Source organism: Methylotenera sp. 1P/1, assembly GCF_000384355.1.
Taxonomy (GTDB): domain Bacteria; phylum Pseudomonadota; class Gammaproteobacteria; order Burkholderiales; family Methylophilaceae; genus Methylophilus.
Map to the genome: position 1 here is coordinate 816,992 of NZ_ARWC01000001.1, position 15,166 is coordinate 832,157.

The window sequence follows — 15,166 nt, forward strand, 5'->3', positions numbered from 1 at the left end:
ATCACTCTTTAATTTGAATAAAAACGAATATAGCATTGTTTTGTGAAATCCATCCGCAGGCTACGCATCTAGGCTATGTAATTTCGTTACAAACACAACCATCTCAAGCAAACTCTTTCAATAAAGTTTTCACCAATTCAGCACGATGATTCACGTTGCCCAACTGTACAGACACGCGCAATTTGTCCGGGCCATTCATGCGGCAGCGTCTATCGCGTTGCAGTAGGTTGACCAGTTTCATCGGGTCAATGTCTGCTTTGATATTGAATTGCAGTTGAATCGCTGTATCAGAAGCATCAATTTTAATAATGCCTAGCGGTTTGGCGGCAATACGTAATCGATGACACGCGATCAGCGCCTCTCCAGGCTCTGGCAATAAGCCAAAACGGTCAATCAACTCTTCTTGCATCGCATCTAGCGCATCATCATCGTTACAGTTGGCTAGGCGCTTATAAATCACCAAACGTTCATGTACATCCGGGCAATAGTTATTGGGCAGCAACGCAGGCGTATGCAAATTGATTTCTGTCGTCACGCCAAGTGGCGCATCCAAATCGGGCTCTTTACCTGCTTTAAGCTGCTTCACTGCGTGGTTGAGCATATCGGAATATAAGCTAAAGCCTATCTCTTGCATTTCACCGCTTTGGCTATCGCCCAGCAATTCCCCTGCCCCGCGGATTTCCAAATCATGCATGGCCAAATGAAAACCTGCGCCTAAGTCTTCTAGCAATTGAATCGCATCCAAGCGTTTTTGCGCTTGTGGTGTGATTTTACGGTGTGGATCGGTGAGCAAATACGCATAGGCCTGGTGATGGCTGCGCCCTACTCGGCCGCGCAGTTGATGCAATTGTGCCAAGCCAAACATATCAGCTTTGTTCATGATGATGGTGTTGGCCGTGGGCACGTCAATCCCAGTTTCAATGATGGTGGTGCACAGCAGCAAATTAGAACGCTGTTGGTAAAAATCACGCATCACATATTCCAGTTCACGCTCGCGCAATTGACCATGGGCAATGGCAATACGTGCCTCAGGTAATATTTTTTCCAGCTTTTCTTTTTGCACGAAGATGGTATCCACTTCGTTATGCAAAAAATACACTTGGCCGCCACGCTTAAACTCACGCATGACCGCCTCACGGATAATGCCGTCAGAATAATCAGTATGGAAAGTTTTAATAGCCAAGCGTTTTTGCGGAGGCGTAGAAATCACTGAGAATTCGCGCAAACCTTCCATCGCCATACTGAGCGTGCGTGGAATAGGCGTGGCCGTCAGTGTCAACACATCCACCTCTGCGCGCAAGGCTTTCATCTGCTCTTTTTGGCGCACCCCAAAACGATGTTCTTCATCTAATATCGCTAAACCAAGGTTTTTAAACTTCACATCTTTTTGAATCAGACGATGCGTACCGATAATGATGTCGATTTTACCATCAGCTAAACCGCGTAATGCTTCTGCTTGCTCTTTCGCCGTTCTAAAACGGGATATCTCTGCAATCTTAATCGGCCAATCGGCAAAGCGATCGCAGAAGTTCTGATAATGCTGCTCGGCCAATAAGGTTGTCGGCACTAATACGGCCACTTGTCTGCCGCCCATTACCGCCACAAAGGCAGCGCGCAATGCCACCTCGGTCTTACCAAAGCCCACGTCACCACACACCAGCCTATCCATGGGGCGACCGGATTGCATGTCTTTAATCACATTCTCAATCGCTTCTAGCTGATCCGGCGTTTCTTCAAACGGGAAGCCTTCACAGAATGCTTCGTAATCATGCAAACCCAAGGTAAATGCATGGCCTTTGCGTGAGGCGCGTTGCGCATATAAATTCAATAATTCGGCTGCAGTATCGCGGATTTGCTTAAGTGCTTTTTTCTTGGCCTTTTCCCACTGCCCGCTGCCTAAACGATGTAGCGGCGCGCTTTCGGGTGGGCCACCTGAGTAGCGTGAAATAAGAAATAGCTGTGACACTGGCACATAGAGCTTATCTTCACCAAAATATTCCAGCAGCAATAATTCGGTCTCGCCCTCACCAAAATCAATATTGACCAAGCCTTTATAACGCCCAACCCCATGCTGCTCGTGCACCACCGGGTCATCTAAACGTAACTCGGACAGATCTTTGAGCATGCCCTCGGTATTGCGTGCTTTTTCTTTGTCCCGACGGCGCTGCTGGCGTACCGTGGAGGCATAGAGTTCAGCCTCGGTAATCACAGCATAGCTGTCATCAATAAAGCCTGTATGCAATGCGGACACTGCCAGCATGATAGACGCTTTAGATTGTGTAAATTCAGCCCACGATTCGCAAGTATTTATCTGCAATCCATGCTCGTTAAACAGCTGCAACATGGTTTCTCGGCGCCCTAGACTCTCCGCAACAATCAACACACGTTGTTTTGTCTGTGCAATAAATGCATTAAGTTTGTGCAGTGGATGCTCAGCCCGTCTATCCACATCAATCGCAGGCAAAGGATTCGCCGACTCTAATTGCGCTTGCACGATAGAAAATTGGTGGGTTTGACTAAAAAATGCATCAGCCTTAAGCAGTAGCACTTCTGGCTGCAATATTGGTTTCTCTGGGTCATGTGCCATCAAACGATAGCGCGAAGTGGCATCAAACCAGAAGCTTTGCGCCGCTTTATCTAAGCCACCATGCAAACACAATACCGCTTGTTTTGGCAGATAATCGAAAATCGTTGCGGTCGCATCAAAAAACAATGGCAAGTACCACTCAATACCACCACTGGCAGTGCCTTTACTCACATCTTTGTAAATTTTGGCGCGCTGCGGGTCACCCTCAAAATACTCTCTAAACTGACTCCTGAATTTGGCAATACCTGCCTCATCCAACGGAAACTCACGCGCTGGTAGCAATCTGATTTCTGGGACAGGGTAAAGACTACGCTGCGTATCAATATCAAACGTACGTATCGTCTCAATTTCTGCATCAAACAAATCAATACGGTACGGCAACACACTGCCCATGGGGAACAAATCCACCAAGCCGCCACGCACGCTGAACTCACCTGGGCTCATGACTTGGCTGACATGATGGTAACCCGCATGTGCACATTGATTTCTGAGGGCTTCTAAATCGAGTTGCTGCCCTTTTTTGAGCATAAAGGTATGCGCGGACAGAAACGCAACAGGTGGTAAGCGTAACAAGGCCGTGGCCATGGGCACAATAATCACGTCACTGACATTCTGACTGATTTGATACAGCGTCGCTAAACGCTCTGAAATTAAATCCGGATGGGGAGAAAACACGTCATACGGCAATGTCTCCCAATCTGGCAATAAATTCACTTTTAAATCAGGCGCAAAAAATGGAATTTCTTCTAATAAACGCTGTGCTTCAAATGCATTGGAGGTCACGATGACCAATGGGGCATGTGTTGTTTTTAAGCGACAAGCCAGTGAAGATAGGGCGACACTATCTAAGCCATTGGCAGCATAAGAAAAACGTACAGGATGACCAACCGATGGTTGAGATAAGACCATAAATGAATGTTGAAAAATAGCTAAGATGAAGAAGAAAAACTTGGATTAACACCAAACATTGCCTATTATAACTGTAAGCGCGTGGATAGATAATGCGATTTCATAGCGACATCTACGTACTTGCCGCAATCTGTGTCTCAGCGTGTCATCCATGCGCCGCACATCGTGCTGATCATTGCTGCAACAGCAATATTTATAGCAGTACAGCTTCAATAGGGGGAACACCACAAATGAACGAAAAACAACTTGTTGCCATTCATGCCGCAAGCTATGTGCAATCGGGCATGCTGGTCGGTTTGGGCACCGGCTCTACCGCAAATTTTTTTATTGAAGAGCTCGCGCGCAAACAAAAAGAAGAAAACCTCAACGTCACTACCATTGCCAGCTCCAATATCAGCATGATCAAAGCGCAGAGCCTTGGACTCACCGTCATCGGCTTACAGCAAGTGTCTTCTATTGATTTATATGTCGATGGTGCAGATGAAATTACACCGAGCATGGCATTGCTCAAAGGTCGCGGCTACGATTTAGTGATGGAAAAACTACTGGCCAAAGCGGCTAAACAGTTTTTGGTGGTGGCAGATAAAAGCAAACTGGTCGACCATATTGGCACCAACTTCCCTATTCCCATTGAAGTTATGCCATTTGCCTGGCAAGCAGCCAAAAAAAGTATTGAAGCCCTAGGCGGCGTGGGTGAGTTACGGCCAAATGCTGCAAAGGATGGCCTCAGCATTACTAGTTATGGCAGCTTAGTGTTAGATATGCGCTTCCCATCTGACATAGATGAAGTGACGTTAAACCAGTGTTTGAACAATATTCCCGGTGTGGTTGAGCATGGCATCTTCAGTGAGTTAGCCCATGGCATTCTCATTGCAGATGCTGGTGCTGACCAGCAAGTAGAAGAGCGCTGGAAGTAGCCCGCGCTACTTGCCTATACTCTGAGATTGATCGTGCGTTTGATTCAGTTAGCCTACGGGGCTGTTGTACTAACGCTGCTAAGTTGCAGTGATGAAGCCGCGTTATCCGCACAAAAAAAAGCGCATGAAGCCAATCAAGCGCACGTTATTCGCTTTGTCACCATCAATAGCCCCAACACCTACTTTGTGAATGAATACGATACATTAGCTGGATTGGAATATGAGCTAGCGACACGTTTTGTTGAGAGCTTAGGCCCAGACTATCAACTTAAAATCATTGTGGTCGATAGTTTCTCAAAAATCATTCCGGCATTGCTTTCTAATAAAGCGGACATTGCCGCAGCCGATATTTCAGTCACCAATGAGCGCAAGAATATCGTCGATTTTTCCGAGCCCTTCCATGATGTACAACAGCAGCTCGTTTATAACCGCGATAAAAACCCACCACCTAAAACACTCACTGCATTGGAAGGCCACATTATTGCTGTGCCTGCCGGCACTAGTTTTGCAGAGCGTATCCGCAAGATAAGTAAACAGCACAGTGGTTTGGTGTGGGATGAAATTGAAAACACCAGTTCAGAGCAGCTGCTGGAAGCATTGGCCAATCAAGAGATTGATTACACGATTGCGGACAGCCATTTGCTGGCGGTGATGCAGTATTACTACCCCAGTATCAGCCCCGCTTTTGCCGTGGGCGATCCTGAAAAAATCGCATGGGCGATGGCCAGAGGCAAAGATCCGGTACGCATGCAACAAATCAATGCCTTCTTTAAGAAAATTCAACAGGATGGCACATTACGCAACTTAATTGACCGCTATCACGGCAATACCAAACGCTTGAAACCGTTTGATGTAAAAGCTTTTTTGACGCGCACGCAAACCATTTTGCCAAAATACACACGCTTATTTAAGGATGCGCAAGAGATTACCGATGTCGATTGGCGACTGCTGGCGGCGATTAGCTACCAAGAGTCGCATTGGGATACCTATAGCACCTCGCCCACCAATGTACGTGGGCTGATGATGTTAACTGAGCAGACTTCAGACATGATGAATGTGACGGATAGACTCGACCCCAAACAAAGCATTCCGGCTGGCGCCAAGTTCTTTTTGTGGATGAAAGATCGTTTTCCGGAGCGCATTCCAGAACCAGACCGTACGTTTATGGCGCTGGCCGCGTACAACAATGGGGTCGGACATATTGAAGATGCACGTGTGCTGGCGCAGCGCTTAAAACTCAATCCGGATAGCTGGGCCGATGTAAAAACGACGCTGATGAAGCTGAATGACCCTAGATACTATACTCAAGCTAAGCATGGCTACTGTAGCTGCGGCGCACCTGTTATCTATACAGAATCTATACGCAGCTACTATCAAATTCTCATCAAACACCTACCCAGCCATACGCCGGATATTGATCCATTTAAAATTGCAGCACGTTGAGGCCAGTGATGCCTAAGGTCAGTGCTGTTTAAATATGAAGCTGCCGAGATTATTTAAGCTCAAACAGTAATGGCTGTTTTCCCGCCCATATAAGCCTGCAACACTTTAGGAATCGTCACACTGCCATCGGCATTTTGATAGTTCTCTAACACCGCTACCAAAGTACGTCCTACCGCTAACCCAGACCCATTTAAGGTGTGTACTAGCTCTGGTTTACCTTGTGCATTTCTAAATCTAGCTTGTAAGCGACGTGCTTGAAAGGCCTCACAATTGGAGACAGAGGAAATCTCACGATAGGTATTTTGTGCAGGCAGCCACACTTCTAAATCATAAGTTTTGGCTGCGCCAAAGCCCATATCCCCTGTACATAATGAAACGACACGGTAAGGCAATTCCAACGCTTTTAAGATATTTTCAGCATGGCCAACCATTTCTTCTAACGCTTCATAGCTTTTTTCAGGGTGCACAATCTGCACCATTTCTACTTTGTCGAATTGGTGCTGGCGTATCATGCCTTTGGTATCTTTACCGTAAGAGCCAGCCTCAGAACGGAAGCATGGTGTGTGTGCAGTGAGCTTAATCGGCAGCGCTTCAGCCGCTACTATTTCATCGCGTACCGTGTTAGTCAATGTCACTTCTGATGTAGGGATTAAATAGAGCTTGCTGTCATTGTGTGCCAGTGAAAACAAATCTTCTTCAAACTTGGGGAGCTGACCAGTACCAATCAGCGTTTCTGCATTGACCATATAAGGCGTATAGCACTCGGTATAGCCATGCTGTTCGGTCTGCGTATCCAACATAAACTGTGCAATAGCACGGTGTAATTTTGCTATTTGACCACGCATCAACGTAAAACGCGCACCCGACAATTTAGCGCCAGTATCAAAATCCAAACCTAGTGGTGTGCCTACATCGGTATGGTCTTTAATCTCAAAATCGAAGGTGCGTGGCGCACCCACTTTACGCACTTCCACGTTATTAGTTTCATCATTTCCTACAGGCACACTTTCATGCGGCAAGTTCGGCACATTCAATAACAGGTTTTGTAATTCCGTTTGTATTTCAAGCAGTCTTGCTTCGTCTGCTTTTAATTGGTCGCCCAAACCAGCCACTTCTGCCATGATGGCACTGACATCTTCACCTTTAGATTTGGCAATGCCGATTTGCTTGGAGGTATTATTACGCTTGGCCTGTAAATCTTGTGTGCGAGTTTGCACTGTTTTACGTTCAGCTTCTAACGCAGTAAAAGTAGCCGTATCCAATACAAATTTTCGGCTGGCCAGTTTGGCTACCACATTGTCTAAATCATTCCGTAATTGTTGAATTTCTAGCATGAAGTTCTCTATTTCTTATCTTTTTGGTTGCGTTGCTGTTGTTGGTCTAATTCGCGCAGACGCGCTAATTTTTCCGCTATTTTACCTTCCAAACCGCGCGGTGTGGGTGCATAAAACTGAATCGGCTGTAAATCTTCTGGGAAATAATGTTCACCCGCCGCATAAGCATCTGGCTCATTGTGCGCGTAACGGTACTCTTTACCGTAATCCAGCGCCTTCATTAACTTGGTGGGCGCGTTACGCAAATGCAATGGCACCGGGCGCGATTTATCTTGCCCCACAAACGCTTTGGCTTGATTATAGGCCATATAAGCTGCGTTACTTTTAGGCGCAACTGCCAGATAAATCACAGCATTAGAAAGCGCCAATTCCCCTTCCGGCGAGCCTAAACGCTCGTAAATCTGGCAAGCTTCTAGCGCCATGGTTTGCGCGCGTGGGTCGGCAATGCCAATATCCTCCACCGCCATACGAATAATGCGCCGACCTAAATACAATGGGTCTGCGCCACCATCAATCATGCGTAAAAACCAGTATAAGGCGGCATCCGGATTCGACCCACGTACCGATTTATGCAAGGCGGAAATCTGATCGTAAAAAGCCTCTCCACCTTTATCAAAGCGCCGCATCTTACTCGCCATGCTCGCTTGCAGAAACGTTTCGTCTATCACTTGGGTGTGACTGGTAAGCGCACTATTAAACAAGCTCTCTGCAAAATTCAACAGCCTTCTTGCATCGCCATCGGCATAGGCCAACACCTGTTCGGTCACTTCAGCATCCAACTGAATCTCTGGTGCCATCAGCAAACGCGCACGCTCTAATAGCTGGCCCAGCTCAGGTTCAGATAACGCATTGAGCACAAACACCTGCGCGCGGCTCAATAACGCGCTGTTCACTTCAAACGATGGATTCTCGGTAGTCGCACCAATAAAGGTAATTAGGCCACTTTCTACAAATGGCAGAAATGCATCTTGCTGGCCTTTGTTAAAGCGATGTACTTCATCTACAAATAAAATGGTTTTACGCCCATTGTGTTGAAGCGTTTGGTCTGCACGCTCAACGGCTTCACGAATATCTTTAATACCAGAAAGCACAGCAGAAAGTGGAATGAATTCCGCATCTGCAGTTGCCGCAATCAAACGTGCCAATGTGGTTTTTCCTACGCCTGGCGGCCCCCACAGAATCATAGAGGGCAATTTTCCGGATTCAAACGCGCGGCGCAGGGGTTTACCCTCGCCCAAAAGATGCGTCTGTCCGACCACATCGTTCAGTGTTTTGGGGCGAAGCTGCTCAGCCAAGGGCGCTTGTGGACTCACAGGTTGAAATAGGCTATTCATAGGGTGATATTATGCCGCGATTTACTTAACCATTTACCAATTAAAATCACGGCGTATGTTAATACTCATGGTGGCGCGCTCAAATCCATTCAGCTCGATATTGGAATCATTCTTGATCAGACTGATTTGCGGCTTGACTGTCCAATAGCGCGCGGGCACGTAATTCACACCTAACGTGATGTCGTATTGGTCGTCTTTACGTTTGCGCAAAAAAGCCAAGTCTTCCGCCTGATAATCCCGCGACTCGTACCCGGCAGACATATAGGCTAGCCAACTTGGCGCCACAACTAACTGCCCACCTGCCCGAACACCATAAATATCTTGATCTAAAAAACGTGTATTTGAGCGCACTGCATTTTCTTGCGCAACATAGGCACCTAAAAATATCACTGGGTTTGTGGCTGCATCAAACGCATGCGCATAATTGACCCCAAGCACATAGCGATCCGCATCGCGAATCGGGCTATCGTCGTATTCCAACTTGGCATATTGCCCATAAACACTGGCTTGATTGGCCGGATCAATATTTTTCTGCCACTGCGCAATCGCACCATAAGCACGACGGAATCGCGAATCATCCACATAAAAGTGGCCATCTTGTGCGGCTATCGTATAAATATCATCTGCCTGCTTAATCTGTACACCAAGGTTTAAATCGATAGCGCCGGTTTCAAATGCTTGGTAATGCTGATTGATTTTTTTTGCAAACTGCACATTGCCGATATACGCTACTTGCGCTGACACCGGGATACGAAAACCCGCGCCACCCGCCATGTTGAAAAAGCTGTCTGATTGCCTTTTGGCATCGTCGGCCAACGCAAAATTCAAACCGCCAAATACCGGCAGCGCGATAGTGTTTGCGCTGGTCGCACTGTTGATATTGCTATCCCAACCCAGCCCACCTTCCAAATAAGCGCTAAACGTAGTGGATAAGCCCATGGCTTTATCAATGGCTGCTAAATATTTTTCGATGGCTTTGGCAGTTTCTGCAGAAGGATTTTGGTTCAGCAAGTACCCAAACTCTGATTTGGAGGTATCAATTTCGCCCAAGTAGTAATGTGCTTTAGCCGCTTTGGCCCGCGCTAGCTGATGATCTGGCTCAATGGCCAATGCACGCTCAAGTGCAAACATGCCTTCGGTGTAATGGCCACTTTCTACGGCTGCGCTTCCTAGCAGCACATCAAAATTCAATTGCCCTGCCAGGGTTTTTTCTAAGGGGAGCAATTGCTGATAAGCCGCCTCATAGTTGCCAGCGTTGAGTAATGCCTCCGCCTGTTGCATTGTGGCTGCGTCTGCCGATGTCTCTGCCGCAGCGAGCGGTGTAGCGATGAATGCAAGTAGTGCAACTGCATAGCCAAAACCATAGGTGTGGCGGCGCAGCATGGTGCTTGCTTATTCGCCCACCACATCCACCCCTTTAGGTGTGGTGAACAGGAAGGTTTGCGTGGTTAGCGCCGGATTACGTTCAATTTGATTGAACGCAATATGCGTGACATGGCTAAAGCTATCGTACAACTCCATTTTTTTGAGCTGCCCTTCTTTAAAACCCAACAATACGCGGTCAAAGCCGCTTTCTTTATCTTTAGGTAAAGCCAGCACCCACGTCAAATCATCTTTACGTACTGCGTTTTTAAGCGTAAAACTTTTCTCAACGGCCTCGCCACCAGCCAACATCGCCGCAGGGCTGGAGCCTAAAGTCTTGCTTAAATCGCGTACCGTGACTTGTTGCAAGTCCACGTCATACAAAAACACTTGCTTACCGTCACTGATAATCTGCTGTTCGTATGGTTTTTGATAATCCCAGCGAAATTTATTTGGCCGTTGCAATTGCATCGTGCCTTCTACCTTTTGCACTTTGCGGCCTTGTTTATCCACCACCTCTTGCTTGAACTCTGCACGCATCGATTGCGTATTCAAGAAAAAATCTTTCAAGCTACTTACACCATCAGCATGTGCCATGCCCGCGCTTGTTGCAGCAAGCCACAGTGTTGCTGTTAATACGTATTTACTCAAATTCATTACTCTTGACTCCCAGAGCCGCTATTCACTAATACTTCTCGATTGCCATTGCTTTGCATAGCTGAGACCAAACCCGCACGCTCCATCTCTTCAATCAAACGTGCAGCGCGGTTATAGCCAATACGTAGCTGGCGCTGTACAGAAGAAATCGAAGCGCGGCGACTAGTCAGTACAATATTGACGGCTTCATCATACAAGGGATCTTTCTCACCGCCGGTATCACTCAGTACGCTGCCTTCGCTGCTCTCTTCTGTTTCATTTGTGAGAATACCTTCAATGTAATTTGGTTCACCTTGCGACTTCAGGTAGTTGACCACCTTATGCACTTCTTGGTCAGACACAAATGCACCGTGAATACGTTGCGGGAAGCCAGTGCCAGGTGGCATATACAACATATCGCCCTGACCCAATAGCGCCTCTGCGCCCATCTGATCTAGGATGGTACGCGAGTCAATTTTACTTGATACCTGAAACGCCACACGGGTAGGAATATTGGCTTTAATCAGGCCGGTAATCACATCTACGGATGGACGTTGTGTTGCCAGCACCAAGTGAATACCAGAAGCGCGCGCTTTTTGCGCCAAACGTGCAATCAGCTCTTCCACTTTTTTACCTACTACCATCATTAAGTCTGCTAGCTCATCAATCACCACCACAATCAGTGGCATCTCATCCAATGGCTCAGGGTCATCCGGCGTTAGGCTAAACGGATGCGGAATGGTGGTATCTGCTTTTTTCGCATCATGAATTTTTTGGTTGTAACCTGCCAAATTACGTACACCCAACATGGACATCAGTTTGTAGCGACGCTCCATCTCGGCCACACACCAATTCAGCGCATTGGCGGCTTGGCGCATATCCGTCACCACTGGCGCTAACAAATGCGGAATGCCTTCGTATACCGATAGCTCCAGCATTTTCGGATCGATAAGAATCATGCGCACTTTGCTGGCTTCCGCTTTGTAGAGCAGGCTTAGAATCAACGCATTGATGGCGACTGACTTACCAGAACCAGTGGTACCCGCAACCAATACATGTGGCATTTTGGCCAAATCTGCCACCACAGGTTTACCTGCAATGTCTTTACCCATGGCAATAGCCAGCGGCGAATGCATGTCGGCATACACTTGGCTGCCCATAATCTCTGAAAGGCAAACGATTTGGCGTTTAGGGTTAGGAATCTCTAAACCCATACAGCTTTTGCCGGGAATGGTCTCTACCACGCGAATACTCACCACAGAAAGCGCACGTGCCAAGTCTTTGGCCAAATTAGTAATTTGGCTACCTTTTACACCAGGTGCTGGTTCAAATTCATAACGTGTGATCACAGGGCCGGGTTGCGCTGAAAGGACTTTGACCTCAATACCAAAATCGACCAATTTACGTTCGATTAAACGCGAAGTGAAATCTAAGGTTTCTGCAGATTGCAGCTCAATAGTAGCTGTTGCTTCATCCAGCAAATGCAATGGCGGTAGCGAGCTGTCTGGCAGACTATCAAACAATACCGTTTGACGTTCTTTTTGCACGCGCTCACTTTTGGGAATTTCCATCTCCGGCACTTTGATTTCAATCGGTGGGCGGTCTTCCGTACGTTTACGCTCAGCCTCAATAAACTCATCCCGTTTGATTTCAACTTGCTTACCGGCTTTTCTATCTTGCCAATCGTAATATTTCTCTAATGCCCATGCATGCGCGGCCAATACCCACGCACCCAGTTGTTCGGTGATCATAATCCATGACCAACCTGTAAACAGGCTAAACCCAATGGCCATCAAGATAATTAAGCACATTGTAGACCCAGCAAACCCGAACATGCTATGCAACATGCTATCTACGGCATTGCCAATCATGCCGCCTTGCGTCAGTGGAAACTGGGCGGGTAAAGCTAGCAGGTGTCCGGCCTCAAATGCTGAAGATGCTAGCAATAACAAAGTAAAGCCGATTAAGTTAAACATCAGGAATGGGCGCTCACTGATCGTGGTCCCCAAGCGTTTGTAGACCAGCCACATGCCGTAAAAGGCTAACACTACCCACCACCACGCGGAGAAGCCAAACAGGTATAACAACATGTCAGAAACCCATGCACCCACCGCCCCACCAGCATTATCTACAGGGGCACCTTCGGTCGCCATATGTGACCAAGACGGATCTTGCGGAGAGTAGGTGATGAGAATGACTGCCAAATACAAGCCGACCAGCACCAAGCCCAGCCACCATGCTTCTTTGACTAAACTGGCGCCATGTAATGCTTTTTCACTAGGCTCCGCCTGAACTCGACCGTTGGATACTGAGGTTTTTTTATTAAAAAACAAGGTGTTATGAACCCTATATAGAAACGAAAGAAAAAATAAAATTATTAAACGATTATAACAAAATCAAATTGCACTAAGTGTGTCTAATCCTTAAAATAGTCACTTAAATAACAAAGGAAACACTATGGATACAGGCATTAAACCACAAGATCGAAAAGTCATTGCAGAAGGTTTGTCTAAACTGTTAGCTGATACCTACACGCTCTACCTCAAAACCCATTACTTTCACTGGAACGTGACAGGGCCAATGTTTAATACACTCCATCTGATGTTTGAAACGCAATATACCGAACTAGCCTTAGCCGTAGATTTGGTGGCAGAACGTATCCGCGCATTAGATGTGTATGCGCCAGGCACCTATAGTCAATTTTCAAAACTCACTTCTATTCAAGAAACAATCGATGTACCTAAAGCCAATGACATGATTAAAGAATTGGTAGCTGGTCATGAAGCGGTATGTCGCACCGCACGCAGTGTGTTCCCTGCAGCCGATGCAGCGGCGGATGAAGCTACTGCCGACTTACTGACACAGCGTTTACAGCTACATGAAAAAACTGCATGGATGTTACGCAGCCTGCTTGAATAGGCGTTAAAGTAATACAAATGGGTCTTTAAATTGTATTTAAAGACCCCATCTCATAGCTAATATTCGCAACGAAAGTACATTCATGGCAACAAAACACGCGCACTTACTTATTTTGGGCTCTGGCCCGGCTGGCTATTCGGCGGCAGTCTACGCAGCCCGCGCAAACCTCAAACCGGTACTCATCACAGGTATTGCACAAGGCGGTCAGCTGATGACGACCACCGATGTAGATAACTGGCCTGCCGATGCCGATGGCGTGATGGGGCCAGAGCTAATGGCGCGCTTTCAAAAGCACGCCGAGCGTTTTAATACCGAAATGATTTTTGATCATATTCACACTACACATTTGACCGAAAAGCCAATTCGTTTAGTGGGTGACTCTGGCGAATACACCTGTGATGCACTGATTATTGCCACAGGTGCATCTGCCAAATATCTAGGCTTGCCATCTGAAGAGAAGTTCGCCGGCAAAGGCGTTTCCGCCTGTGCCACTTGTGATGGGTTTTTCTATCGTAATCAAGAAGTTGCCGTGATAGGTGGCGGCAATACAGCGGTAGAAGAAACGCTATATTTGTCCAATATTGCCAGCAAAGTTACGCTAGTGCATCGTCGCGTTAAATTTAAAGCCGAGGCGATCTTGGTGGATAAACTGATGGAGCGCGTGAAAGAGGGTAAAGTGGTACTGGAAACTTTTCAGACATTAGACGAAGTATTGGGCAATGAAACCGGTGTAACTGGTATGCGCCTTAAAGATGCCAACAACGGCAGCACAAAAGAGCTAGCTGTGAATGGCGTGTTTATTGCCATTGGCCACCAACCTAATACCGAGATTTTTGCTGGCCAGCTTGAGATGGAAGGCGGCTATATCGTGACGCAAACCGGTCGCCAAGGCAACTTTACTGCAACCAGCATTCCAGGCGTATTTGCGGCGGGTGATGTGCAAGACCATATTTACCGTCAGGCCGTGACCAGTGCAGGCACCGGCTGTATGGCAGCCTTGGATGCTGAGCGCTATTTAACCAACTTAGCCTGATTACAATGAAGTAAGGTAAATCACGCTTAAAAACGCACAACGCTGGCGATGCTTGCTTGTGCGTTTTTTTATGGAGTGTAGATGCAGTGACTGCCAAAGATGACAAACCGACAAATAAAAATAGCCCCCCTCCAGAGGAGGATATAGCGCTGTTTTATGAAGCCGTTAAAGGTGCGCGCCCGGTGAAGGCCAATCGCTTATTGCACCCGGTTAAAAAACCCAAACCCATTCCTAGGCAGTTGCTCAAAGATGAACGTCAAGCGCTGGCAGACTCACTGAGCGACCATTACTACCCTGCTGAAGAGTTAGAAAGTGGCGAAGAGTTACTGTATCTGCGCGATGGACAATCGCCCTTGGTATTGAGCAAGCTGCGGCGCGGACATTGGGTAGTACAAGCCAATATTGATTTACATGGCTTGATTGCGGATGAAGCACGCATGTACGTCTCTGAGTTTATTGCTGACTGCAAAAAACGCAATATCCGCTGCGTGCGCATCGTGCATGGTAAGGGCTTGGGCTCAAAAAATCGTGAGCCAGTACTCAAACATAAACTACGTAGCTGGCTGATGCAAAAAGATGAAGTAATTGCCTATGCACAAGCCAAAGCCAATGATGGCGGCAGTGGCGCAGTGATTGTGTTATTGAAGGCGTAAGCTAATAGTGTATTTGTATTGGTTCGGCCCATAGTTGCC

Annotated in this window: 11 protein-coding genes; 5 read left to right on the top strand and 6 right to left on the bottom strand. The window is 47.1% G+C overall.

Annotation, left to right across the window (positions count from 1 at the left end):
* Nucleotides 1–103: 103 nt before the first annotated feature.
* Complete coding sequence (mfd, locus tag A3Q3_RS0103845; RefSeq protein WP_020182255.1) at nucleotides 104–3,496, bottom strand: transcription-repair coupling factor; 3,393 nt, start codon at nucleotides 3,494–3,496, stop codon at nucleotides 104–106.
* A gap of 230 nt (nucleotides 3,497–3,726) precedes the next feature.
* Between mfd and rpiA the strand changes: the two genes are divergently transcribed.
* Both rpiA and mltF read left to right on the top strand, forming a co-directional pair.
* On the top strand, nucleotides 3,727–4,413 hold the full coding sequence (gene rpiA, locus A3Q3_RS0103850; RefSeq protein ID WP_020182256.1) for a ribose-5-phosphate isomerase RpiA: 687 nt from the start codon (nucleotides 3,727–3,729) through the stop codon (nucleotides 4,411–4,413).
* Between the two features lie 33 nt (nucleotides 4,414–4,446).
* Nucleotides 4,447–5,856, top strand: coding sequence for a membrane-bound lytic murein transglycosylase MltF (mltF, locus tag A3Q3_RS0103855; RefSeq protein ID WP_232418353.1), 1,410 nt, complete (start codon nucleotides 4,447–4,449; stop codon nucleotides 5,854–5,856).
* A gap of 59 nt (nucleotides 5,857–5,915) precedes the next feature.
* On the opposite strand, the gene serS is transcribed toward mltF, so the two are convergent.
* Genes serS through A3Q3_RS0103880 form a run of 5 tightly spaced genes read right to left on the bottom strand, consistent with a single transcriptional unit; the run spans nucleotide 5,916 to nucleotide 12,855 of the window.
* Entirely contained in the window at nucleotides 5,916–7,190 is a 1,275-nt protein-coding gene (serS, locus tag A3Q3_RS0103860; RefSeq protein ID WP_020182258.1) for a serine--tRNA ligase, read from the bottom strand.
* Nucleotides 7,191–7,198: 8 nt separating this feature from the next.
* Nucleotides 7,199–8,524, bottom strand: a complete 1,326-nt coding sequence (locus A3Q3_RS0103865; protein ID WP_020182259.1) for a replication-associated recombination protein A — start codon at nucleotides 8,522–8,524, stop codon at nucleotides 7,199–7,201.
* A gap of 33 nt (nucleotides 8,525–8,557) precedes the next feature.
* Nucleotides 8,558–9,907, bottom strand: a complete 1,350-nt coding sequence (locus tag A3Q3_RS0103870; protein ID WP_020182260.1) for a surface lipoprotein assembly modifier — start codon at nucleotides 9,905–9,907, stop codon at nucleotides 8,558–8,560.
* 9 nt (nucleotides 9,908–9,916) lie between these two features.
* Nucleotides 9,917–10,543 (bottom strand): outer membrane lipoprotein chaperone LolA, encoded by a 627-nt coding sequence (lolA, locus tag A3Q3_RS0103875; protein WP_020182261.1) that lies wholly within the window; start codon nucleotides 10,541–10,543, stop codon nucleotides 9,917–9,919.
* Nucleotides 10,543–12,855 carry a DNA translocase FtsK gene (locus tag A3Q3_RS0103880; RefSeq protein WP_020182262.1) on the bottom strand — a complete coding sequence of 771 codons (2,313 nt, stop codon included), beginning with the start codon at nucleotides 12,853–12,855 and terminating at the stop codon, nucleotides 10,543–10,545. Before A3Q3_RS0103880 ends, lolA begins: the two co-directional genes overlap by 1 nt.
* 124 nt (nucleotides 12,856–12,979) lie before the next feature.
* On the opposite strand from A3Q3_RS0103880, the gene A3Q3_RS0103885 reads away from it, so the two are divergent.
* The 3 genes from A3Q3_RS0103885 (at nucleotide 12,980) to A3Q3_RS0103895 (ending at nucleotide 15,127) form a co-directional block, all read left to right on the top strand.
* On the top strand, nucleotides 12,980–13,441 hold the full coding sequence (locus A3Q3_RS0103885; protein WP_020182263.1) for a Dps family protein: 462 nt from the start codon (nucleotides 12,980–12,982) through the stop codon (nucleotides 13,439–13,441).
* A gap of 82 nt (nucleotides 13,442–13,523) precedes the next feature.
* The gene (gene trxB / locus A3Q3_RS0103890; RefSeq protein WP_020182264.1) at nucleotides 13,524–14,474 is read left to right on the top strand and encodes a thioredoxin-disulfide reductase; all 951 of its coding nucleotides are present in this window, start codon (nucleotides 13,524–13,526) and stop codon (nucleotides 14,472–14,474) included.
* An 86-nt stretch (nucleotides 14,475–14,560) separates the two neighbouring features.
* Nucleotides 14,561–15,127, top strand: coding sequence for a Smr/MutS family protein (locus A3Q3_RS0103895; protein ID WP_020182265.1), 567 nt, complete (start codon nucleotides 14,561–14,563; stop codon nucleotides 15,125–15,127).
* The last annotated feature ends 39 nt before the right edge of the window (nucleotides 15,128–15,166 follow it).